Origin of the sequence: Halomonas sp. JB37 (genome assembly GCF_002332255.1) — a bacterium.
GTDB lineage: Bacteria > Pseudomonadota > Gammaproteobacteria > Pseudomonadales > Halomonadaceae > Vreelandella > Vreelandella casei.
Genome location: NZ_NRGW01000001.1, coordinates 2,696,871 through 2,720,365 on the forward strand (window position 1 = coordinate 2,696,871; position 23,495 = coordinate 2,720,365).

At 55.4% G+C, this 23,495-nt stretch carries 21 protein-coding genes; 5 read left to right on the forward strand and 16 right to left on the reverse strand.

All coding sequences use genetic code 11. The annotated features are described in order from the left end of the window. Window positions 1-95: 95 nt before the first annotated feature. From fabG to CIK78_RS12570, 5 genes are all read right to left on the reverse strand, one after another. Entirely contained in the window at window positions 96-839 is a 744-nt protein-coding gene (fabG, locus tag CIK78_RS12550) for a 3-oxoacyl-ACP reductase FabG (RefSeq protein ID WP_096280590.1), read from the reverse strand. A 57-nt stretch (window positions 840-896) separates the two neighbouring features. Then, the gene (gene fabD, locus CIK78_RS12555) at window positions 897-1,856 is read right to left on the reverse strand and encodes an ACP S-malonyltransferase (protein ID WP_096280592.1); all 960 of its coding nucleotides are present in this window, start codon (window positions 1,854-1,856) and stop codon (window positions 897-899) included. Between the two features lie 119 nt (window positions 1,857-1,975). After that, complete coding sequence (gene plsX, locus CIK78_RS12560; RefSeq protein ID WP_096280596.1) at window positions 1,976-3,019, reverse strand: phosphate acyltransferase PlsX; 1,044 nt, start codon at window positions 3,017-3,019, stop codon at window positions 1,976-1,978. 43 nt (window positions 3,020-3,062) lie between these two features. Further along, the gene (rpmF, locus tag CIK78_RS12565; RefSeq protein WP_096280598.1) at window positions 3,063-3,233 is read right to left on the reverse strand and encodes a 50S ribosomal protein L32; all 171 of its coding nucleotides are present in this window, start codon (window positions 3,231-3,233) and stop codon (window positions 3,063-3,065) included. 36 nt (window positions 3,234-3,269) lie between these two features. Then, window positions 3,270-3,800 (reverse strand): YceD family protein, encoded by a 531-nt coding sequence (locus CIK78_RS12570; protein WP_096282376.1) that lies wholly within the window; start codon window positions 3,798-3,800, stop codon window positions 3,270-3,272. 244 nt (window positions 3,801-4,044) lie between these two features. On the opposite strand from CIK78_RS12570, the gene CIK78_RS12575 reads away from it, so the two are divergent. Beyond that, on the forward strand, window positions 4,045-4,647 hold the full coding sequence (locus tag CIK78_RS12575) for a nucleoside triphosphate pyrophosphatase (RefSeq protein ID WP_096280600.1): 603 nt from the start codon (window positions 4,045-4,047) through the stop codon (window positions 4,645-4,647). Window positions 4,648-4,715: 68 nt separating this feature from the next. On the opposite strand, the gene sppA is transcribed toward CIK78_RS12575, so the two are convergent. The 3 genes from sppA to CIK78_RS12590 are packed head-to-tail and all read right to left on the reverse strand — an operon-like array spanning window position 4,716 to window position 7,415. Next, entirely contained in the window at window positions 4,716-5,756 is a 1,041-nt protein-coding gene (sppA, locus tag CIK78_RS12580; RefSeq protein WP_096280603.1) for a signal peptide peptidase SppA, read from the reverse strand. A 24-nt stretch (window positions 5,757-5,780) separates the two neighbouring features. Next, complete coding sequence (locus CIK78_RS12585; protein WP_096280606.1) at window positions 5,781-6,434, reverse strand: HAD-IA family hydrolase; 654 nt, start codon at window positions 6,432-6,434, stop codon at window positions 5,781-5,783. Window positions 6,435-6,473: 39 nt separating this feature from the next. Next, window positions 6,474-7,415 (reverse strand): RluA family pseudouridine synthase, encoded by a 942-nt coding sequence (locus CIK78_RS12590; RefSeq protein WP_096280609.1) that lies wholly within the window; start codon window positions 7,413-7,415, stop codon window positions 6,474-6,476. Between the two features lie 730 nt (window positions 7,416-8,145). Between CIK78_RS12590 and rne the strand changes: the two genes are divergently transcribed. Beyond that, window positions 8,146-11,313: a ribonuclease E gene (gene rne, locus CIK78_RS12595; RefSeq protein WP_096280612.1), complete on the forward strand. Its 3,168-nt coding sequence runs from the start codon at window positions 8,146-8,148 to the stop codon at window positions 11,311-11,313. 104 nt (window positions 11,314-11,417) lie between these two features. Here rne and murB read toward each other — a convergent pair whose 3' ends face one another. From murB to CIK78_RS12625, 6 genes are read right to left on the reverse strand one after another with little or no spacing between them, the layout of a single operon-like run. Continuing rightward, window positions 11,418-12,419, reverse strand: a complete 1,002-nt coding sequence (gene murB / locus CIK78_RS12600; RefSeq protein ID WP_096282377.1) for a UDP-N-acetylmuramate dehydrogenase — start codon at window positions 12,417-12,419, stop codon at window positions 11,418-11,420. 16 nt (window positions 12,420-12,435) lie between these two features. Beyond that, window positions 12,436-13,239 (reverse strand): 3-deoxy-manno-octulosonate cytidylyltransferase, encoded by an 804-nt coding sequence (gene kdsB / locus CIK78_RS12605; protein ID WP_096280615.1) that lies wholly within the window; start codon window positions 13,237-13,239, stop codon window positions 12,436-12,438. Further along, window positions 13,239-13,448 (reverse strand): Trm112 family protein, encoded by a 210-nt coding sequence (locus CIK78_RS12610; protein ID WP_096280618.1) that lies wholly within the window; start codon window positions 13,446-13,448, stop codon window positions 13,239-13,241. Before CIK78_RS12610 ends, kdsB begins: the two co-directional genes overlap by 1 nt. A gap of 13 nt (window positions 13,449-13,461) precedes the next feature. Further along, window positions 13,462-14,475 carry a tetraacyldisaccharide 4'-kinase gene (lpxK, locus tag CIK78_RS12615; RefSeq protein WP_096280621.1) on the reverse strand — a complete coding sequence of 338 codons (1,014 nt, stop codon included), beginning with the start codon at window positions 14,473-14,475 and terminating at the stop codon, window positions 13,462-13,464. Continuing rightward, on the reverse strand, window positions 14,472-16,208 hold the full coding sequence (gene msbA, locus CIK78_RS12620; protein WP_096280624.1) for a lipid A export permease/ATP-binding protein MsbA: 1,737 nt from the start codon (window positions 16,206-16,208) through the stop codon (window positions 14,472-14,474). Before msbA ends, lpxK begins: the two co-directional genes overlap by 4 nt. A 56-nt stretch (window positions 16,209-16,264) precedes the next feature. Then, the gene (locus CIK78_RS12625; protein WP_096280626.1) at window positions 16,265-18,544 is read right to left on the reverse strand and encodes a DNA internalization-related competence protein ComEC/Rec2; all 2,280 of its coding nucleotides are present in this window, start codon (window positions 18,542-18,544) and stop codon (window positions 16,265-16,267) included. A gap of 97 nt (window positions 18,545-18,641) precedes the next feature. On the opposite strand from CIK78_RS12625, the gene CIK78_RS12630 reads away from it, so the two are divergent. After that, on the forward strand, window positions 18,642-19,193 hold the full coding sequence (locus tag CIK78_RS12630) for a DUF2062 domain-containing protein (RefSeq protein WP_096280629.1): 552 nt from the start codon (window positions 18,642-18,644) through the stop codon (window positions 19,191-19,193). A gap of 22 nt (window positions 19,194-19,215) precedes the next feature. Here CIK78_RS12630 and CIK78_RS12635 read toward each other — a convergent pair whose 3' ends face one another. Together CIK78_RS12635 and CIK78_RS12640 are read right to left on the reverse strand one after the other, a co-directional pair. Further along, complete coding sequence (locus CIK78_RS12635) at window positions 19,216-19,944, reverse strand: ATP-binding cassette domain-containing protein (protein ID WP_225734267.1); 729 nt, start codon at window positions 19,942-19,944, stop codon at window positions 19,216-19,218. A 43-nt stretch (window positions 19,945-19,987) separates the two neighbouring features. After that, entirely contained in the window at window positions 19,988-21,229 is a 1,242-nt protein-coding gene (locus CIK78_RS12640; RefSeq protein WP_096280632.1) for a lipoprotein-releasing ABC transporter permease subunit, read from the reverse strand. A gap of 239 nt (window positions 21,230-21,468) precedes the next feature. Between CIK78_RS12640 and CIK78_RS12645 the strand changes: the two genes are divergently transcribed. Next, window positions 21,469-22,518: an agmatine deiminase family protein gene (locus CIK78_RS12645; protein WP_096280635.1), complete on the forward strand. Its 1,050-nt coding sequence runs from the start codon at window positions 21,469-21,471 to the stop codon at window positions 22,516-22,518. A gap of 13 nt (window positions 22,519-22,531) precedes the next feature. After that, window positions 22,532-23,434, forward strand: coding sequence for a carbon-nitrogen hydrolase (locus tag CIK78_RS12650; protein ID WP_096280639.1), 903 nt, complete (start codon window positions 22,532-22,534; stop codon window positions 23,432-23,434). Window positions 23,435-23,495: the final 61 nt, after the last annotated feature.

Below are 23,495 nucleotides of genomic sequence, written 5' to 3' on the forward strand. Positions count from 1 at the left end.
TTTTTGATAACCAGCTATTTGGAAACCGCAAGCCAAAAGCTGCGGGGTAGTTTATAGACGCCCTTGGATCGACGCAACCGCCAAGCCCAAGGCCATCAACGCATATTCATGCCGCCGTTAACGTGAAGCGTCTCTCCGGTAATATAACCGGCTGCTTCACTGGTCAAAAAACCCACCGCTGCGGCGATCTCTTCCGGCGCCCCTAAACGAGCCAACGGAATTTGCTTAAGCAACATTTCATGCTGCGCCTCAGGCAGCGCTCCGGTCATATCAGTGGCGATAAACCCCGGCGCCACTGCGTTAACCGTAATGGCGCGCGAGGAAACCTCTCGAGCCAAAGCGCGACTAAAGCCCTCCATTCCCGCTTTGGCGGCCGCATAGTTAGTTTGGCCCAGGTTGCCCATGGTTGCCACTACAGAACTAATCGACACGATACGCCCAAAACGCGCTTTGGTCATACCACGCAAGCAGGCTTTGCTTACACGGTAGACAGATTTCAAGTTGGTATCCATGACGGAGTCCCACTCGTCCTCTTTCATGCGCATTAGCAAATTGTCGCGCGTGATACCCGCACTGTTAACCAAAATAGTCGGCGCACCAAAGCGCGCAGTGATGGTTTTCAACACGTCATCAATGCTGGCCTGATCAGTCACATTCAAGCATAGGCCGGCTCCTTCAATGCCATTCTCTTTGAGATCGGCATCAATTTTTTCAGCGCCCGACTCGCTCGTGGCCGTGCCAATCACAACACGGCCCTGGCGACCTAGCTCGCGGGCAATCGCTTGCCCAATGCCACGACTCGCACCAGTTACTAGTGCCACTCTACGTTCTTGCGTCATAACGTTCTGCCTTCAACCGTGTCTACACGTTAGGATAGCGATCAAAACAGCCTGCGGTCACGCTTTGCCAATCAACGTTTCACGCGCTAGCGCTAGCGCCGAGTTAAGGCTGTCAGGATCATTCACTGCCAGCCCCTTACTACCCTTCACGATACGCTTATTAAGACCAGTCAACACCTTTCCTGGCCCGCACTCAATAAATACCTCAACGCCCTGGCTTGCCATCACTTCAACGCAAGCACTCCAGCGCACCGGCTGATACAGCTGCTCAATAAGGCGTGTACGCAGTGTCGCAATATCGGCATGGGCCTGGGCATCAACATTCTGGATCACTTGATAGCGCGGCGTTCGCAGCTCAATAGTCTGCATAGCCGCCTCCAACCGTTCAGCAGCAGGTCGCATCAACGCACAGTGCGATGGCACCGAAACCGGCAGCGCCATAGCGCGCTTAGCACCCGCCTCTTGGCAGGCTACCATTGCCCGCTCAACGGCCGCTTTAGCGCCGGCAATAACCACCTGCCCCGGAGAGTTATAATTGACGGCAGAAACAACATCACCCTGAGCCGCCTTTTCACAAGCAGCCTCGACAGCATCATCTGCCAAGCCAAGGATCGCCGCCATGCCACCTTCACCCGCGGGCACCGCCTCCTGCATAGCCTCACCGCGCAGACGTACTAAATTGACGCCTTCGGCAAAGCTCATGACGCCAGCACACACCATCGCACTGTATTCGCCCAAGCTATGGCCAGCCATCACACTCGGGCGCGGCCCCTCTAACTCCTGCCAGACGCGCCAAATAGCCATGCTTGCAGAGAGCAACGCAGGCTGGGTGCATGCAGTTGCATTAAGCGATGCTTCAGGACCTTCTTGGACGACTTTCCACAAGTCATAGCCCAAAGCATCAGACGCTTCCTCAAATGTCGTTCCCACTACACTATAGCGCTCGGCCAGCTCTCGCAGCATTCCTAGCTGCTGAGAGCCTTGCCCGGGAAAAATGAGGGCAAGGGGTTGAGACATGTCGTTCACCTTTGCTCTAGTAGGCATTTGCTCATATGAGCGATAGGCGAGGCTATTGGCACATCCTGATGCCACCTATAACCCGCAAAAAACTCTTACCGTTTATTATCTACTCATGGCTAGTAAGCACCATCATTTTCACATGATGACGCCTGCCAGCGGCCTGCGATCCTCGCAGGTAAATTGTGTTCTACTTCCTTTAGAGCCCGCTGAATAGCGTAGTAAAAACCATCGGCATGCGTACTGCCGTGACTTTTCACCACAATCCCACGCAGCCCTAATAAACTAGCCCCATTATAGCGAACAGGATCAAGCTCTCGCTTCAACCGCTTCAACACAGGCTTGGCCAGTAGACTTGCCAAACGACCACTCAGACGCGATTCAAATGCCATCTGTACGCGTTCGACCAACATACTTGTCAAGCCTTCGCTTGCCTTAAGCACAGCATTACCTACAAAGCCGTCGCATACCACTACGTCAAGCTGACCCTTAAACAGATCACCACCTTCGGCATAGCCTTCATAGGTAAAGGCATCATCGTTAGCATACTCACGCAGCAGACGATCGGCCTCCCGCACGCTAGCGCTTCCTTTGGTTGCTTCTGAGCCAACGTTAAGCAGCGCCACCCGAGGCACCGCCGTACTATCGACACATTGCGCCATCGCCGCGCCCATGAGCGCAAAATCAACCAACCGACTCGCAGGCGAATCAACGTTAGCGCCTAAATCAAGCAAATAGCAGCGACGCCCAGCGCGAGCCGGGATTGCAGTACTGATCGCCGGGCGAGAAATACCCTTGATCATTCCCAGCTCTCGCCGTGCAAGCGCCACCAACGCGGCCGTATTACCCGCGCTGACACCCGCATCTGCTTCGCCCCGAGCAACGCTGCGCAACATATGCGCCATGCTACTCGAACGACCTTTGCGCAATGCCCAGGCAGCCGTCGCAGATGGCATGATGCTATCGGGAGCATCACAGACCACCAAACGCGACGCTGCCGCAGCCAATGGCTGCGGCAAGCGCGAAAGCTCAGCAAGAATCTGCTGACGCGGGCCAAACAAAATCAGCTCTAGGCCTGGGTTTTCTACCACAGCCCTGGCAGAGCCAGCGACAATTGCACGAGGGCCTTGGTCACCCCCCATTACATCAATCGCTAGACGCATACCGCACCGAATCCGTTTAGCCGCTTAACAGTGCCGTTGAGACTTATACCTCAACAACCTTACGACCACGGTAGAAGCCATCTGAGGCAACGTGGTGACGCAGGTGAGTAGTACCGGTTTCTTTGTCCTGAGACAGAGTCGGGCCGGTCAGTGCATCGTGGCTACGACGCATGCCGCGCTTGGAACGAGTTTTACGATTCTGCTGAACTGCCATGGGTGTTTACTCCAAGGTATTTAAGGTAAAGGGTGCTTATTTTTTGCCTTTCAAGACATTCAGCACCGCGAAAGGGTTCGTCGCTGGCGTTACTTCTGTCGCCGCGCCTTCTGTTTTGCTGACCAGCTGCTCCGCCGAGACATGACATTCGGCTTCATCGTGATAGACCACCTGAGGCAGGCTAAGAATCAATTCATCCTCAACCACGGTCAGAAGATCCAGCTGTTCCTTTTCCACCAGCACCGGTTCATGACTCGCAGGCAGCTCGGCCGCTAAGGCTTCATCAGTGATCATTCCAAGCAGAAAGTCACTGTCCACCTGTTGAGGCAGCGGCACCAGGCAGCGTCGGCAGGCAAGCGCTAACGCCGCTTGCAAGTGGCCACGAATTTCACGACGGCCTTGAGCATCGACGCCAAACTCAAGCACGACATGACAGTCGCCAGTTTGGACACCCGCTTCATCGGCAAGACGTGGCAGCTTATCAAGCGCTACCAAGCCTTCGATTCGTTCGTGGCGGGCTGCAAGCTTATAAGGCTCAACCCGGCTGGGGAGTTGTGAGGTCAACATAGGCGCGCAATGATAGGCACTCCCCCTGCTGGTGTCAAAGCCGTCGGTGCAATTCTTCATAGCTTCCTCAATAAATAACCCGAATAGGGCTCAATAAACAGCCCATCTGGGGCTTAATCAATCCCCCAATAGGCAGGTTTAACTGCTTTCGCTACACTCTACTGCTTCGACGCTCTACTTAAACACTGCATTAACCCAATCACAGCAGAAACAACCGCTGCCAGGAGCTTTTGTGACTTCACCAATGACCGAACCATTAACAACCGAGCTGATACTGGCCTCCAGCTCACGCTGGCGACGCGAGCTACTTGACCGCCTGCAGCTTCCTTACCAATGCTACTCGCCTGACATTGATGAAACACCGCGTAGCGGCGAAACACCGCATGCGTTAGTGCATCGCCTCGCGCTTAGCAAAGCCAATGCTGTTGCAACGCGCTTTCCACATCACTGCATTATCGGTTCCGATCAAGTCGCGGTATTTGAAGGCGATATTATCGGCAAGCCGCATACGTCAGAAAAAGCACGCGCCAACCTTGCTCGCTTTTCCGGCCAGCGCGTCACATTTCTCACCGGGCTCGCACTTTTAGATACACGCCATCAGCGCCATCACGTGCACGTGGAGCCTTTCGAGGTCGTTTTTCGCACCCTGAGCACCCAGGAAATCGAAAATTACGTCACCAAAGAGCAGCCGCTGGACAGTGCTGGCAGCTTTCGAATGGAAGGATTAGGCATTGCGCTGTTTGAAAAACTGGAGGGTCGCGACCCCAACGCGCTGATTGGGCTACCGCTGATTGCACTATGCGATATGCTACGCCAAGCAGGCCTAGACCCGCTTGGCGCCTCATAACAGGCAGCCGCTTTATCTATACAGGTATGCCTAGTCTAGACAAGCATACCCATACCGGCGCGCTCAAGCTAAAAGCGCAGCGGGGTGTTAGGGGCGTGAACGCCCAATACCTCAGCAGTAACCTGGGCAAAGCGTCGCGTCAGGCGCTCAAACGGATCAAGGCTCGGCGTGTAATCAATCCACTCGGTATCGCCAACCTGCTCGCGCGCCACCTGCTCAAGGCTACCCAACTGATCGACTAAACCAAGCTCAAGGCTCTGCTCGCCGCTCCAAATCAGGCCAGAGAAAATATCCGGACTATCGCTGAGCCGATCGCCCCTTCCAGCACGCACATCGTCAATGAACTGCCGATGGGTTTGGCTAAGCACGCCCTGCCAAAACGTCTCGGCGTCGTCATCTAGCGGCTGAAAAGGATCTAAGAAGGCTTTGTTCTCGCCCGCGGTCAGCACACGACGCTCAACGCCGAGACGAGATATAGCCTCCTCAAAACCAAACCCTGCATAGATAACACCGATTGAGCCGACCAGGCTCACAGGCGATGCGACAATGTCGTCGGCCGCCGCGGCAATGTAATAGGCACCGCTGGCACCGATATCTTCAATGACCGCAATAATCGGCTTATCACCTTGCTCTCGTAGCCGCATGATCTCCGCATAGATACGCTGTGACTGCACCGGACTACCGCCAGGACTATTGATATGCAGCACCACGGCGGCTGCGCTTTCCGCCTCCCAGGCGCGGTTAAGGCCCTGAATAATACGCTCAGCATTGGCAGGTGAATCACTGGCGATCACGCCATTCACCGCCACAATACCTAAATGGCGCTGGGTAGGTGCGGTCGAGCTAGGACTGTTCCAAAACAGCCCATAAAGCGTAGCAAATAGGACCACTAACACCACTGCGAACATCATCAAGCGGAAAAACAGTTTCCAGCGCCGCGTACGCCGCTGCTCGGTTAAAACACCGCCGACCCAACGGTCCATCATGTCCACCTGGGCTAAGCGTTGACGCTCACGCAGCGTTTCAGCGTCGTCTCCGGGCGCACCTGCTACTGGGTCTACGCTTTCTGATGAAACTTCGGCACCTTCTGTCCAGCGATCGTCACTCATAAAATACCCTTATATAGACGCAGGCTACTTGCCATGCAATCGCTCAAAAAGCTCATCGACGCTATGCGCCAACCACTTAGGATGGCTCAGCGATAGGCGCTCTGGCGTATGCACGCCATAGGTTACTCCAATGCGATCCATACCAATCGCTCGTGCCATTTCCAAGTCGTACTCGGTATCGCCTACCATCACCGCCCGCTCAACCGGGACCGAAAGCTCTGACAACAGCTCGGCAAGCATTTGCGGATGGGGCTTCGAGCGCGTCTCATCCGCCGTACGACTAGATTCAAACCACGCACCGCTTCCCGTCTCCGCAAAAATGCGATCAAGACCACGGCGACTTTTGCCCGTCGCCACCGCCAAGCGCTGCCCCTCGCGTTCGCGCAGACGAGCAATGTGCGCTTCTACGTCGGCAAAAAACATCATTGGCGTTGCGTCAGCGTGCACAAAATGGTGCGAGTAACGCTCGCGAAGGCGCTCCGCCTGAGCCGGAAGAATGCCTGGGCAAAGTTTAGCAATCGCCTCGGGCAGGCCTAGGCCGATAATATCCTCAACGTCCGGCGCTGAGAGCGCGCCCCACTCTGCCTCTAAGGCAGCAGCCTGCATGCACGAGACAATACGCGGCACCGAGTCCATCAGCGTGCCATCCCAATCAAATATTATCAGTTCGTACTGCATTACAGATCCTTCTTGGCAGGCATATAAACAAAGGGCCGCTTATCGACGGGCGCGCTTGAGGGTTTCTTCCAAAACCTCTGGCAGCGGTGCTTTAACCGTTACCGGGCGGCCATTCGTAGGCTCAGGAAAGGTCAGCGCACGGGCATGCAAGAAAAGTCGCCCCAGCCCTAGCTGCTTAGTAAGAAAGCCACTTTCACGGGTGGCGTACTTATCGTCCCCCAGCAGCGCATGGCCTGCATGGGCAGCGTGAACGCGAATTTGATGCGTGCGCCCCGTCACCGGCTCAGCTTCGATCAGGGTGACTTTCTCAAACGCTTCAACCACCGAAAAATGCGTCCGCGACACCTTCCCGTTAGGGTCAACCCTAACCCGCCGCTCCCCATTACCTGCATCAAACCGGTCCAGACGAGCGCTTTCATAGGTTTTGCGCGCAGGCCAGCGCCCGCTCACTAGGGCTAAGTAGCGCTTATCCATGCCGTGCTTTTTTAATGACTCGTTGAGCGTCACTAGCGCATCGCGGGATTTAGCAAGCAGCAAACAGCCTGACGTATCGCGATCAAGCCGGTGAACCAGCTCTAAGAAACTCAAATCATCACGCACTTGACGCAGCGCTTCGATCAAGCCAATTTTAACGCCGCTGCCACCGTGCACTGCCAGCCCTGAGGGCTTATTAAGCACCATCCAATCGGGGCCTTCCATAATAACGCTGCCGACTAACAGATCACGCAGATTATCACTGACCTCTTTAACCGCTTCACGCGGCGCCAAACGCAGCGGCGGCACGCGGACCAAATCCCCGGCCTGCAACCGATAATCCACCTTAACGCGCTTTTTATTAACGCGGACTTCACCCTTGCGCACGATCCGATAGATAAGCGCCCGCGGCGCTCCCTTCAAACGTGTCATGAGAAAATTATCAATTCGCTGCCCTGCTTGTTCCGGGGCAATATCCACCCACTGTACTTCACGCCCTTCGGACATTACTTGCTTACTCCTGCTGTTACTCTATGACGTCAGGCTAAAAACGGCATTCTAGCGTAGACCCAAGAGCATTGCGTCAATTGCTGGTCGTTGTCTTTACTGTTATATTCAAAAATGCTCACCAGCCTAGCGCAGAAAGCTGTCTTATCTAGCGCTATCACTAGCTGATCAATAGCTAATTGGCAAAATTACTTAGCAGAATGTATCAATGCTGAGTTTGGTTAATGCGCCTGCCCGACAAACACGCAGGCCTGAGCACGAAAAGCGGCACCAGTGTACGCATTGCCCGTTTTTCCGGCATCGAAATATGATCTAAAAATGCAGCAAATCTGCCGCCCGTTCTTTTTGTCGGCAGATGAACGAAAGCCCAGCCCTCAACGGCGGGTAGAAACTTAAAAAACGCTACGTGCTGAGCAGCCCCTCCTTTTTCGTCACAAGGTGCCGACTGACTCAGGACGACAAGTTCAACGCTGTGCCGGTGGCCGGCGTTGGTGAATCGATGAATGCCAGGTGTTGGCGGTGTCAGCAGGGCCGGATGGACGTGACAGCCACCGGAACATGTCCTGCCTCCGCCACGTACTCAACGCCCTATTGGCCGGGTCGGCGATGACGCCTTCCCGGTTTTACGCGTCAGCATAGCTATGCGCCGAGCACAAGCACTCAGCAACCAGCGATTCACCTACGCCATGCCGTAGGTAGTTCGCCGGCACTTAACGCTATGTGAGACAACATGAAACGGATGCTTATTAATGCGACCCAGCCTGAAGAGCTGCGTGTCGCCTTGGTTGATGGACAACGCCTGTACGATTTAGACATCGAATCCGGCGCTCGAGAACAGAAAAAAGCTAATATCTATCGCGGCAAAATTACCCGTGTAGAACCTTCACTAGAAGCTGCCTTTGTCGATTACGGCGCCGACCGTCACGGCTTTTTGCCGCTTAAAGAGATCTCTCGCGAGTACTTCGTTAAAGACGTTTCCGGACGTCCGAGCATTAAAGAAGTGCTCAAAGAAGGCCAAGAGGTCATCGTTCAGGTCGACAAAGAAGAGCGTGGCAACAAAGGTGCCGCGCTGACAACATTTGTCAGCTTAGCAGGCCGGTTTTTAGTTTTAATGCCGAACAATCCTCGTGCCGGCGGCATTTCGCGCCGCATTGAAGGCGACGAACGCAGCCAGCTCAAAGATGCTATGGGCCAGCTGACCGTGCCGGACAAAATGGGCCTGATAGTGCGCACCGCAGGCATCGGCCGCAACCCAGAAGAGCTGCAGTGGGATCTGGATTACCTAGTTCAAGTATGGGAGTCCATCACAACGGAAGCTGCTAAACGCCCGGCTCCGTTCCTAATCTACCGTGAATCTAACGTCATCATCCGCGCCATGCGCGACTATCTACGCCAGGACATCGGCGAAGTATTGATCGATAGCCCAGAGGTTCATGCCGAAGCGCTGGGCTTTATCCGCCAAGTTATGCCCTCATATCAGCAAAAAATTAAACTTTACGCTGATGAAGTCGCACTGTTCTCGCGCTTCCAGATCGAATCGCAAATCGAGACAGCCTATCAGCGCGAAGTAAAGCTGCCGTCTGGTGGTTCGATTGTCATCGATCACACAGAGGCCCTGGTCTCCATCGACATTAACTCTGCCCGCGCCACCCGCGGCAGCGACATTGAAGAAACCGCGCTACAGACCAACTCCGAGGCAGCCGATGAAATCGCTCGACAGCTGCGCCTGCGCGACATCGGTGGCTTGGTGGTTATCGACTTCATCGACATGGGACCTGCGCGCAACCAGCGTGACGTTGAAAACCGCATGCGTGACGCGCTCAAACTAGACCGTGCGCGAGTGCAAATCGGCCGCATCTCGCGCTTTGGCTTGATGGAAATGTCTCGTCAGCGCCTGCGCCCTTCGCTGGGTGAAACCAGTGGCGTGGTTTGCCCGCGCTGTAATGGCCAGGGCACCATTCGCGACGTGCGCTCGCTCTCGCTTTCCATCATGCGCCTGATTGAAGAAGAGGCCATGAAAGAGAATAGCGCGCAGATTCGCGCCATTCTGCCGGTACCGGTCGCCACCTACTTACTCAACGAAAAACGTAGCGTGCTGGCAGATCTTGAATCTCGCCAGGGTGTTCGCGTAGTGCTGCTGCCTAATCCTGACATGGATACGCCGCATTACGATGTCCAGCGCCTGCGTGATGACCACCTGGATGAAGACGACACCCAAAGCCTTTCAAGCTTTGAGCTGTCTACGGATACCGAAGTAGGTAAAGAACCTGCACCGAGCTTTGTCCCTCCCGCTCAACGTGCTGAAGCTGCCGTGAAAAGCGTTACTCACAACGCACCGGCACCAGCGTCGCTACAAACTGAAGAAACAGCGCCTGCTGCCGCGCCTACTGCGACCAAAGCAGCCGTAGTCCCTAGCGAGCAGCCTAGCGTTATTGGTCGCTTCATGCGCGGCTTTGCAAAGCTTTTAGGCAGCGACGATACGTCCGCTGAGCCAGCGGCTGCGGCGAAGGTTGAAACGCCAGCGCCACGTCGTCCAAGTGAGCGCAGAAACAGTCAGCGTAACAGCGAGTCTCGTCAGCGCCCTGCGCGCGGTGAGCGCAATGACAGCAGAAACGAATCGCGCAGCGAAAGTCCTGCCAAAACGGAGCAAAAGGCTGAGCCGCGCAGCAACACGCCACGCTCGGTGAGTGATGATAATAGCGATAAACGCAGTGGCCCTAGCCGCACGCGTAATCGTCGCCGCCATCCTCAGCAAAACGAAAACACTGCGCAAGACAGCGTTAATACCGCAAAAGACAGCCACAGCAATGATGTTGCTAGCAAGCCCGCCGCCCAGAAAGAGCCGCGGCGCGAACCTGCGCGCGATAATCACCGTGAGGAAGCGGTTAAACAGCCGGCTAACGCTACTGCTCAGCCGAAAGTCCAGCAGGATGACGATAAGCCCAAGCGTACGCGTAACAACCCGCGTAATCGTTCGCGTACACAGGCCATTAATCCTCAGGCAGAAGCCGAGCAGCTAAAACTGCAGGCCGAAGCGCCCAGCGAAGCACTAGAGGCCACGCCAACGCCAACGCCAACGCCAACGCCAATCGAACGGCCCGCAGTGGCCAGTGAAGTGCCTATTAGCGAAGCACAGACGGCGAAATTGGCGGATAACGACAATGACGCTGACAACACGACGACGGCTGAACGCTCCGTGGCGGAGAATGCCAAAGCGCGCAGATCAACGCACCAGCGCCGCCAGCCGAAAGCGGCTACGACAGCGCCCGAGGCAGAAACTACTGAGCTGCAAGACGCCTTTGCTAAACCAAGCGAGCCGGTGACGCCAGCCAGCAACGCGCCTGCGGAAGAGCCTTCGCAAGCAGCGACCGAAGCTGAAACGCTCACGGAGCAGCCAGACGCTCAGCACGCCCCGGCAAGTCAACATGCGCTCCACGTTGACGAACCCGTCGTGCCTGAACGCGCTGAAACACCGCGCGCTGTCGAGCAGATCAACAGCGTGGATCAGAGCGAACCAAGCAGTAATAGCCAGACCGCTTCCAGCGACGCTGAAGAAACGCACCAGCAAGCAGCCACTTCTAGCGTTTCTGAACATACCGTTGAAGCTCAACAGCCAGCGCCGGCGGTTGAGGAACAGCCTAGCGAGATATTGCAAGGCGCTGAGCAACAGGCTAACTCTGCACCAACAGCACAAGCAGAGCCCCAGCCCAGCCTCCCGTTAGCCAGCGAAGTGCAAGCTGAGACAACGACCGCTGAAGAAGTACCTGCTGAGGTATTTGTTGAAGCACCTGTTGAGGCACCTATTGAAGACATGCCGAAGCCTCGTCGCCGCACTCGTGCGCACAACGATCCACGCGAGAAACGTAAACAGGCACAGCAAGACACGCTCCCAGAATAATTTAATGGTGTGTGGCAACAGCAAAAATCCCCGCTTCGGCGGGGATTTTTTTGTTTCGTATTTGCATTAGCTTATGTATTAACGCCGCTCAGTTTAGGGCAGATTTAAGAATTAATTAAACGCGGTTCTGGCGATAGTCGTACGCCAAAGCGTGCCTCCACCTGAGCAGCAATGTAGCTGGCTATTTTCATCAAGCCATGGCGATCGCCGCCACCAAAATGCACCAGCACCAGCGCCTGATGTTGATGAACCCCAAAGGCACCATCGCGCATCCCCTTTAAACCGCACTGGTCAATCAACCACCCAGCCGCCAGCTTTGTCTGCCCTTTCATTTGGCGGAAATGCGGCATGTCAGGATACTGGCATAGCAAATGAGCAGCCTGCTCATCCGATATCAGAGGGTTTTTAAAAAAACTTCCTGCATTGGCAAGCACCTTTGGGTCAGGCAACTTTTCACGCCTAATCGTACAAACCGCCTCAGCGACCTCAAGCGGCGTGGGCACCGACGATAATCGAGCGGCAAGATCACCATAGCCAAGCTGCGGGGCAGGCTTTCGTGATAAACGCAGAACTAACTGAGTAATGACTACTTTATCCGCCATCGCCCCTTTAAACACGCTGTCGCGATAGCCAAACTGGCATTCCTGCGCGCTTAACCAGGCAAGTTGGCCGGAGGCAAGCTCCATGACCTGCACCGACTGAAGCGTATCGGCAAGCTCTACACCGTAGGCACCAATATTCTGTACCGGCGCCGCTCCGCAGTTACCAGGGATCAGCGCAAGGTTCTCGATCCCCCACAGCCCTCGCCGGGCGGTCGCCATTACTAAGGCATGCCAGTTTACGCCCGCGCCCACATGCGCTAGCACATGGCCCTGCTGCTGGCTGAGCCACCATTGACTAAGCGCCGGACGTACCGTCAAGCCCGGTAACTGCTCGGGCAGTAGCACATTACTGCCGCCGCCTAATAGCGTGATTGGCCACCCCTGGCAGCGCGCCTTCGCGAGGGTACTACGCAGCGCGGACAAGGTACCTGGGGCTGAAAAACGCTCAGCCCGGCATGGTAGCGCCAGCGTATTGGCGGAAGTGAGATCAACATGACGAGTCATATCCAATGCAGCCACTTTAAACACTTGGCTCGGCAAATAGCGCCCGTACTCGCTCCAAATCTTCAGCGGTGTCGACACCGGCGGGATTTACTTCGCAGGCTAAAGCCACCTGAATAACGTGACCATGCTGTAGTGCACGCAGCTGTTCGAGCTGTTCAAGCTGCTCAAGACTCGACGCTGGCCAATCGAGATACGCCTCTAGGAAACGCACACGATAAGCATAAATGCCGATATGACGCAGCCATTGATCGCTCGCTAGTAGCGTGGGCGGCTGTTTAAAATGCTCGCGATCCCAGGGAATCGGCGCACGAGAAAAGTACAGCGCTCGCCCCTGTAGAGTGCGCACCACCTTGACTACATTGGGATTAAACAGCGACGCCACGTCGCTAATCGGCTCTGCCAGCGTTGCTATCGATGCCTCTTGGTCCTCAGCCAGGCGCAAAGCCACCTGGTCGATCAAAGCTGGAGGAATCAACGGCTCGTCGCCCTGGACGTTAACCAGCAGCGCATCCGCCGGCAACGCCAAACTATTCGCCACTTCGGCCAAGCGATCAGTGCCAGAAGGGTGATCATCGCGCGTCATGATCACCTCAGCGCCATAAGCCTGCATAGCATCGCGTATGCGCGCATCGTCGGTTGCAATCACCACCCGACTAGCATGGCTTTGGCAAGCACGCCGCCAAACGTGCGCGATCATTGGCTCACCGGCAATCTCAAGCAGCGGCTTACCGGGTAACCGGGAAGAGCCATAGCGCGCGGGTACAACAGCGGTAAATTCAGGAAAGGTGACGTCAGGCGCCGTAAAATCAGTAACAGCCATTAAGCGTCTCCAGTGCGTCCCGGCGACGTAGGCAGCTTTTCATCGGCATCCATTGCGCGGGCTTCTTCCGGTAGCATGACAGGGATGCCTTCTTGAATGGGATAGGCCAAGCCATCGTAATGGCAGCGAAGCTCTTGCCCCTCACGATCATATTTTAATTTACCGTTACACAACGGGCAGACCAGCATTGCCAGCAGTTCCTTATCCATGCGAACGTCTCCTTTAGGAAAGTGCCGACAGTCGCGCTGCCAGCCAGTGCTCAAATTCGGATGGAAGCGTCGCTTCCACGTCTAATATCCAGCTATTGGGCGGTGCCAGGTCATAACACTTTACGGCGTCTTTGGCCGTCATCACCACTGGCCGCGACTCTGCAAAGCTTAGCGCCTCAGCACTGAAACGCTGATGGTCTGCTAACGGGTGCCAGTCACCCTCGACTCCGAGGGTAGATAACGTTCGAAAAAAACGCTCGGGATGACCGATGCCCGCCACGCCATGCACCGGCAATGCAAACGGCAAAGGTGTTAACGGAAAGCGGGTGCCGTCTGCCAGGCGTCGCCAACACACCGGCGCCAGCTGCATATGAGTGACCGGCGCAACGGGCAGCGGCTGCTTTAAATCCCCATTGACGATCACCGCATCGACTCGCTGCAGCCGACTAGACGATTCGCGCAGCGGCCCGGCCGGCAGGCAATAACCGTTACCAAGGCCGCGGGCGCCATCAACAACGAGCAGTTCGATATCTCTAGCCAATGCCAGGTGCTGCAAACCATCGTCACTGAGAACAATATCGCATCCCGCCGCTATCAGTGCCTGGACACCCCGCACGCGATTGGGATCTGCCACCACCGGCAGCCCGGTTTGCTGTGCCAGCATAAGCGGCTCATCGCCACTTTCCACCACCTTCGTAGTGGCCGTCACTCGCAGTGGATAGTACGGCGCTTTTCCGCCATAGCCGCGCGTCACAATCCCCGGCGTGAAGCCCTGCCCTACCAGCCAGCTAGCAAGCCAGGCCACCAAGGGGGATTTACCCGTTCCGCCAAGGGTGATATTGCCAACCACAATGACCGGCACAGGTGCCTTCCATGAGGTTTTTCTTCCGCGACGGTAGGCTTGTTCACGACGCGCCATGCCCCGCTGGTAAAGCGCCCCTAGCGGCTTAAGTACCGCTAGCCAGCGGCTGCCTTGATAAGCGCCTTTCAGCCATCGTTCTGCTAGCGTTTTCGCAGGCAGCTTCATACCGCTTCTTGGAACTGTAGTTGATACAGCGCCGCGTAGGCACCGTCCGCTTCTAGCAGCGCCTGATGGGAGCCTTCCTCGATGATACGCCCTTGATCCATCACCACGATTCGGTCGGCTCGCTCAATAGTCGAAAGCCGGTGTGCGATGACCAGCGTGGTACGCCCCTCACAAACACGCTCAAGGGCTTTTTGAATATAGCGCTCAGATTCAGTGTCCAGTGCTGACGTTGCTTCATCTAATACTAGCAGCGGCGCATCCTTAAAGATGGCTCTGGCAATTGCCAAACGCTGACGCTGCCCGCCTGACAGCATAACGCCATTTTCACCGACCGTGGTGGCGTAGCCGTTGGGCAGTTTATCGATAAATTCATGCGCATAGGCAGCCTCAGCGGCGGCTTTAATCGCCTGCATATCAGGATTAGCCACGCCGTAGGCAATGTTATCGGCAATCGAGGCATTAAATAGCGTCACCTGCTGAGAGACCAGCGCAATCTGTTGACGCAGCGGCCCAAGCGCGTAGTCATCAACATTGATGCCATCAATAGTAATCGCGCCCTGGCTAGACCGATAAAAACGCGGCAACAGGCTGACCAGTGTCGATTTTCCGCTCCCCGAGCGCCCGACGATGGCGACTAACTCTCCAGGTGCCAGGTGAAGGTTAATGTCATGCAGCACGTCAGGCTGGTCGTCGGCGTAGCGAAAGCTGACGTTATCAATCACGACATCGCCTTTTAAACGGCTGGCTATGTGCTTTCCAGTGTCCTGTTCCGGCGACATATCCAGCAGTCCAAACAGCTCCGATGCCGCGGCCAGTCCTTTCTGGATCTCACCATTAATCTCAGTCAGTTGGCGCACTGGCTTAATCATCAGCGCTGCCGCTGTAATAAACGCCACGAACTCACCGGGCGTCATGCTGGCCATTAGCGAGGGCGACATGGCAAGCCAAACCAGCAGCGCCATGGAGATAGCCACGAGCATCAAAATCACCGGCGAGCTAACGGCGCGCGTCATGGCTTCCTTCATGCTTTGACGGCGATTCTCTTCGCTCACCCGCTCAAAGCGCTGCTTCTCATAAGCTTCAGCACCATGCGTACGCACGACGCGATAACCCGAAAGGGCTTCCGAGGCAATGTGGGTCACATCGCCCATAGAGTGTTGAATGCGTTTTGAAATACGTCTAAATCGCTTACTTACATAGCTAACCACCACGGCGATGATTGGCGTCACACCCAAAAACAGCAGTGTTAACATCCAGTTCGTCCAAAGCAGATAGAGAATCAAACCAATTACGAAGAGGCCTTCGCGAAGAATGATGGTCACTGCTTTGGTGGCCGCTCCAGCCACCTGCTCAACGTGATAGGTTACTCGCGACACCAGCTGGCCGCTCGAATGATGATCAAAAAACCAGCCGGGAAGATGAAGCAAATGGGCGAAGACATCGCAGCGCAGCGTGTGGATCACATAGCGCCCAACGTAGGACATGAAGTAGGTACTGAGGAAGGTGCCGACCCCACGGGCGAAAAACATAATAATGACAAACAGTGGCAGAAATAGCCGGAAGGCTGCATCTGGGTTTTGAATGCCATCAATCAGGCGCTTCATCATCTCCGCCAATGCGGTACTTGATGCGGCATAAACCACAAACCCCACCAGCGCCAGCGCAAACGCCTGCCAATGTGGCTTAACGTAGCTCAACAACCGCTTATAGACATCCCAACTTGAATCGGTCACACGCGCTCCTGGCAATAGTGTGCAGTGCGCTGAATTCTACCTCAAGGCGGCTTGCTTCAACACCGGTTGCGTTGTCCAGATAGCTTACGTGTCGTTTTGATTTGTATGAGATCGTTAGCATCTAGCCAAAAACGCAGCGCGCCATCCTGCGCGGTGCTCCATAAACAGCTATTTTCATAGCGAAAACGTCGTACCACTTGATCAGCCGGGTGCTGGAACTGATTGCTCTTTCCTGCGCTGAAAATAACGTGTCGGGGCGTCGTATGGCGCACAAATTGAATGCCCGAGCTCGTCCGGCTGCCGTGATGCCCAGCCACCAGCACACTGACCGGCGAGCGCACATCCTGTAATAAACGTCGCTCTATGTCGGCACCAACATCGCCGGTTATCAACAGCCTGTGCTCGCCTACGCTGACTTCCAATACGCAGGAGCGGTCGTTAGCAGAAAGCGTATTAGCACCGGCATGTGGCCAGAGAATACGAAAGCCAACCCCATCGCGCTCCCATGCCTGGCCTCGCGCGCATGCAACGCTTGGCACGGGCAGTGATTCCCCCAAGGGGGCCAGCCACTGATTGACCTGATGATCAGAGAGTAACGCCTCAACCCCTCCTGCGTGGTCGTTATCGGCGTGGCTAATAATCACTTGATCAAAACGCTGCCCCGGCGACCACAGCGTCTCTAAGGGCATAAACCCACCTCTAAACCGCGGCCCGGCATCATAGAGAAGACGATAATTCTGGCTACGCAGCTCGATCAACTGCCCCTGGCCCACATCGTGCACGCTCACTCTAATAACGCCTTGCGCAAACGGCGGCGCAAGCGACCACCAAGGCAACGAGACTATCAGCGCGGTCGAAAGCAACCGTAGTACAGGCAGAATACCCGGCAACCCCCAGCACAGTGACAATAGCAGCAGTGCAAAGGCTAGCGGATACGTCAGCAACCGGTCAGGCTCCCAAAGCGGCCATTGTTGCGACGACAGTGTCAGTAAAAGATGAAAAACGTTGAGCGCTGCCTCAAATATCCACCACGCCACATGGCCCACGAGAGGAAATGGCGCTAGCAGCCAGCCTAATAGCGCCGTAGGCACCATGATCGAGCTAACCCAGGGCACGGCAACTAAGTTAATCAGCGGAGCCATCGGGGCTACTCTGCCAAACGCCACCAGCACCGCGGCAGCCATGAGCGGGGCTAAGAGTAATTGCGTTCGGATCAGCGCCCAGCACCACCCTTTAATACCCCGCGGGCGTTGACGCCCCTGCCAAATAACGATCAACCATGCGACGGCAACAAAGGACAGCCACATACCAGGCCGCCATAAAGCCAAAGGATCAAACAACAGCACTAGCGCGAGTGCCAGCCACCATGCTTGCCAAGCGCCGGGGGCATGTCGGCCACTAAGTATCCACAGGCCAATTAGCGTCATCACCATTGCTCGCATAGCGGGCGGCGCCATTCCCGCGAGCAGGGCGTATGCAACGCAGCCCACTGCTGCTGCCCACCATGGCCAGACTCGCATGCGCCAGTTGCCGGGAGTTAATAGCCGTGCAGCGAGCTTTGCTAATAGCAGTACAAACGAAGCTACCAAGCCAACGTGCAATCCCGAAATCACCACCAAGTGGGTGGTGCCGGTGGCATTTAGTAGCGACCAATCATCTTGTGTCAGCTGACCGCTTTCACCCAGCGTCAGCGCCGCCAACCAACGCTGGGTGCGTTCGTTGAGTGCTTGTTGTGATAAGAAGCTTAGCGCTAGCTGGCGTAAGGAGATGCTAGCGGTCGATAGTCGTTCAGGCGGGGGATCCTGACGCAGATACCCCGTCGCATGAATACCCTCTCGCCAGAGCCATTGCTCAAAATTGAAGGCATACGGATTGGCAAAACCGTTAGGAGGACGCAAACGCAGCGTCATTCGCCACTGCTCCCCTGGCTTAAACACCTCATCGCTATAGGCCGATACCCGCACTTTGGAAAGTGCCGAGCAGCTAGGTCGCTGCGCCGGGCTATGGCACGTATCAAGCGCAAGCAATAGCCGAGTAGCCTGAGAGGATGGTACAGAGAGCGGCTGAGCTGTTAAAACGGTTGCTTCAACAACGACATCTTCACCGCTTAACCCGGCCGGCAGGCGGCCAGACCACTCGCGCTGTACGTTAACAAACACCCAGAGACCGATTAAAAGCCAAATACCAAAACGTGGGCGCCACGTGATCACCAATAACGTAGCCACAAAGCCCCACCCGAGCGCGCTGGATGTCACCCCTACCAAAGTGCTATACCAAGCAAAAAATCCCCCGCTCAATGCCGCAAAAGCGGCTGGCATAGCAACACCGAACCGCATGCAGCTCTCCTTTGTGTTGGTTCATTCACTGCCCAGCATAGCTTAAGGGCGACGCTATATGGATAATAGGCGAGATCGATAGGTAAGAGTGTCCGCTATGCCGCGCCGATTCCTGCAGCGCTACATGCCCAAACCCGACACTATCAGGAAACAGCGCTCATTACGGTTTTTAGCGCCGCTGATTGCAGACCCGGGGTTGTGGCTTTTAACTCGCCGAAGCGTTGCGAATGCGTTTAGCGTGGGCGTGTTTTGCGCCATGCTACCCATTCCTTTTCAAATGGTGGTAGCAGCGCTGGGCGCTCGTTTAACGCGCTGTAACTTAGCGCTATCGATCGGCCTAGTATGGATTACCAATCCTCTAACGATGCCACTCATTTTCTACGGCAACTACCGAATTGGCACATTTATACTCGGCGCGCCGGTGCGTGAGGCTCCTTCTAAGATTTCAACGCACTGGATTGCCGAACAGATGCACGACATTATGCCGCCGCTGATTGTCGGATCGTTAGTAACAGCGATTTTTTTAGCTATCGTCGCCAATATTGGTATTCGCCTGATTTGGCGCTGGCACGTTTCTCATAATTGGAAACGCCGCCGCCTAAAACGTCGGCAGCGGCGTGCGCGCATCGAAGCAGAGTTTGATGACTGAGCTGGATAACTAAGCTAGATGATTAAAGCGCGGGCGCTTGCTCAATTAGTTTTCCTGCATCTAGCTTGAGTACGCGATCTTGATGAGCAGCCAAGCCAACGTCATGAGTCACAATGACAAACGCGCAGGCACTTTCTTTTGCCAACTCATCCATCAGTGCCAAAATAGTGGCTGCCGTGGTCTGATCCAGGTTGCCCGTCGGCTCATCCATTAATACCAGGTTTGGATCCGTCACCAGCGCACGAGCAATCGCCACGCGCTGACGCTCGCCCCCGGACAGCTCGCCAGGCCGATGATTAGCCCGCGGCGTCATACCTACTCGCTCAAGTATTTGCATAGCGCGCTGCTCGGCCATTTTTTTCGACTGACCGCGAATAATCAACGGCAAAGCGGCGTTTTCAACAGCACTGAACTCCGCCAACAAATGGTGGAATTGATACACAAAACCAATATAGCGATTACGAAAGTTACCAAGCGCCGTTTCATTTAAGCCTGCTAGCGGCTCTCCGGCAATGGTCACGCTGCCTTCACTGGGGCGGTCAAGGCCGCCCAGCAAATTCAATAGCGTTGTCTTACCTGACCCCGAACTGCCGACGATAGCCACCCGCTCTCCGGCACGCACCTGCAAGTTGAGCTGGTCCAGCACCGTGAGTTCTTGGGGCCCTTCGCTATAGACCCTGCTTAACGCCTGGCAATCGAGCATCACCGCCGCTTCTTGGCGTGTGTTCAGAGGCATCGTATTCATAGACATCCTGGCATCCTTATTGCTGCTCTCGTTATTGCCGCTCTCATGACTATTCATAGCGCAATACATCGGCAGGCTGAACCCGCGCTGCGCGCCAAGCAGGATAGAGCGTTGATAGGAACGTCAATCCAAAAGCGGCCAACACGATACGACTGACATCACTCCACTCCAGACGTGAGGGCAGATCACTGATGAAGTAAACCCCGGCATCTAGGAACTGAATACCCAGCGTTCCTTCGACCCAACCAATGAGGTCCGCAATCGTTAGCGCGAGCAGCACACCCACCGCAACACCAATGGCGATACCAATAATCCCGATCGCCATGCCTTGAACAATAAAAATGCCCATAATCGAGCTTGGCTTAGCACCAATAGTGCGCAGAATGGCGATATCTGCCCGCTTGTCGGTGACAACCATGACCAGTGTCGAAACGATATTAAACGCTGCTACGGCAATAATGACGGTGAGCAGTAGCGCAATCATGCGCTTTTCCATTTGTATCGCTTGAAACAGATTACCTTGGGTAAACGTCCAGTCGCTGCCGCGATAGCCGGAACCAAGCTCATTGATAATGGCCTGAGTTTCGCTGCTAGCCGCAAACAGATCATCCAATTCTAAGCGCAAGCCGCCCACTGCATCGCCTAAACGCGCAAGGGTCTGCATATCTTCAATATTGGCATAAGCCAAGTTGGCATCAAGCTCAGCGCCGACGCTAAAAATACCGCTGACGGTAAAGCGCTTTAAGCGCGGAAAGACCCCGGCGGGCGTAATCGATGCTTCGGGCACTAACAGCGTGACCCGATCGCCCACGCCAACACCCAAACTGCGTGCCAGTGCCGAGCCCATCACCACGTGCCATTCACCGGGTACAAGGTCAGCCAACTTACCTTCACGCATGTGATCGCTGATGATGGACACCTTATCTTCCCAATCAGGATTAATGCCATTGACCATGGCGCCTTGATTGCGACCACCGACCGAAAACATACCCTGCTGTTCAACATAAGGCGCTGCGCCAATAACCCGCTCACGCTGCATCAACTGCTCAGCCAACGACTGCCATTCAACTAAGCCTTCCCGGGACTCAATTTTAGCATGGGGCACCATCCCCAAAATGCGTGTGCGCAGCTCATGATCGAAGCCGTTCATCACCGACAACACCAGGATAAGGACCGCAACGCCCAGCATTAATCCCAGCATTGAGGTCAGCGAAATAAAAGAAATAAAGTGGTTTCGGCGTTTAGCGCGCACGTAGCGCAGCCCCACCAGAAAAGGCAAACGATCAAGCATGGCGTGATTCCTTATCAATAAGCGCTCATGGTACGGTTTTTTTAATGTCTCTGCATGCTCAAACAGCCATTAGAGCGGTCTACACCGTGAGGGTTCACAGCGCATGCTTGCAACTTACCTCGCCACCGCCTACATTGCGGCGATTTACTGCTTGTCGCAGAGTAAGCTAGTGTTACTAGAGGCTGCCTGCAATCTACTCGATACACTCTTCGCAAAGGGCATTCAAGACGTTGGCTACCATGACTTATCGCTTACTACCCGAATGGCATCCACAGGATGGTATTCAGCTTACTTGGCCTCGTCACGACGGCGATTGGGCGCCTCTACTTGCTTGCATCGAAGCGACTCTTGAACGCATTGTAGTGGCCACTACGCGCTATCAACGCGTCCTTATTTGCGTACCGAATGAGCTGACGAAAGAACGCTTAGCGGCCACGTTCGCAGCCTATCAAGTGCCGAGTGAACGACTGCTGCTGATCGTTGCCCCCACCGATGATACCTGGGCGCGAGATCATGGGCCGATTACCGTCGTAGACGACGATGGCCAGCGACTAATGCTCGATTTCACCTTCACAGGCTGGGGCGGTAAGTTTCCCGCTGAGCACGATAATCAACTGACTCAGCGACTTGCTGACGCAGGCGCTTGGTCATGTCCCATAGCGTCGCGGGATTTAGTACTGGAAGGCGGCGGTATCGAAACAGATGGCGAAGGCACCTTACTGACCACCGAAGCCTGCTTACTGAACGCTAATCGCAATCCCACGCTCTCGCGTACAGACGTAGAAGCACAGCTGGCAGCAGATTTTGGCGTTGACCGCGTGCTGTGGCTGGCTAACGGTCATCTAGAAGGCGATGACACCGACAGCCATATTGATACGCTCGCACGCTTCTGTGATCCGGCGACCATTGCCTACGTGCGTTGCGATGATCCTAATGACGCGCACTACCCGGCACTAGCGGCGATGGAGCAAGAGCTTCAACATTTTCGACAACGTAATGGCGAACCCTACCGTCTTATTGCGCTGCCCTGGCCACAGGCCTGCTTCGACCCAGACGACGGCCATCGCCTACCGGCGACGTACGCTAACTTTTTGATCATCAATCAAGCCGTACTAGTACCCACCTATGGTGACCCAGTCGACGTCGCAGCACTTCAGGCGCTAGCGTTAGCATTTCCTGAGCACACGCTTATCCCGATCGAGTGCAATAGCGTTATTCGCCAACACGGCAGCCTACACTGCTTAACCATGCAGCTACCTCAAGGCACGCTGGCAGCGCTCACTACTTGATAAAGGAGTCATCATGTCGACTACGCTAACCGTAGGCGTTGTTCAGCAGCCCGCTTGGCCAGATAAAGCACAAAGTCTAGCCGTGAGCGAACAAGGTATTCGCGATGCCGTTCGCCAAGGTGCTCAACTGGTGTTGCTTCAAGAGCTACATGCCACCCATTATTTTTGCCAGTTTGAGGATCCTGCGCTGTTCGACTTGGCTGAACCGCTTGATGGGCCAACGGGACAGCGCCTGGCCATGCTTGCCCAGGAGCTTGATATTGTGCTGGTCGGCTCGCTATTTGAACGTCGTGCGCCGGGCCTATACCACAATACGGCAGTGGTATATGACCGGGCTAAAGGCCGCGTAGGTCAGTATCGCAAAATGCATATCCCCGATGACCCAGGCTTTTACGAGAAGTTTTACTTCACCCCAGGCGATTACGACAGCGCACGCGGCGAAGGATTTACGCCGATTGAAACTTCGCTAGGGCGCTTGGGCGTGTTGGTCTGCTGGGACCAATGGTATCCAGAAGCAGCGCGGCTGATGGCTCTCGCGGGCGCGGACTTATTGCTTTATCCGACGGCGATTGGCTGGGACCCAAGCGACGCCGAAGCCGAGCAAGTCCGTCAGAAAGACGCTTGGACAATTATTCAGCGCGCTCACGGCGTGGCGAATGGCCTGCCTGTGATAGTAGCCAACCGGGTAGGATTTGAAGCAGACCACTCAGGCGTCGGTGGCGGCATTCAGTTCTGGGGCGGCAGCTTTATTTGCGGACCGCAGGGGGAGTTATTAGCGCATGCAAAAGAAGAGGCGGAGCAGCTAGTGGTTACACTGGATATGGCGCGCAGTGAAAACACGCGACGCATATGGCCTTATCTGCGAGACCGTCGCGTGGATGCCTACGCAGATATGACTCGCCGCTATCGTGACTAGGAGCCGCATGTTCTTCATACGTTAAGCGCAATATTCGTTTCACTAGCATACAAAAACGCCT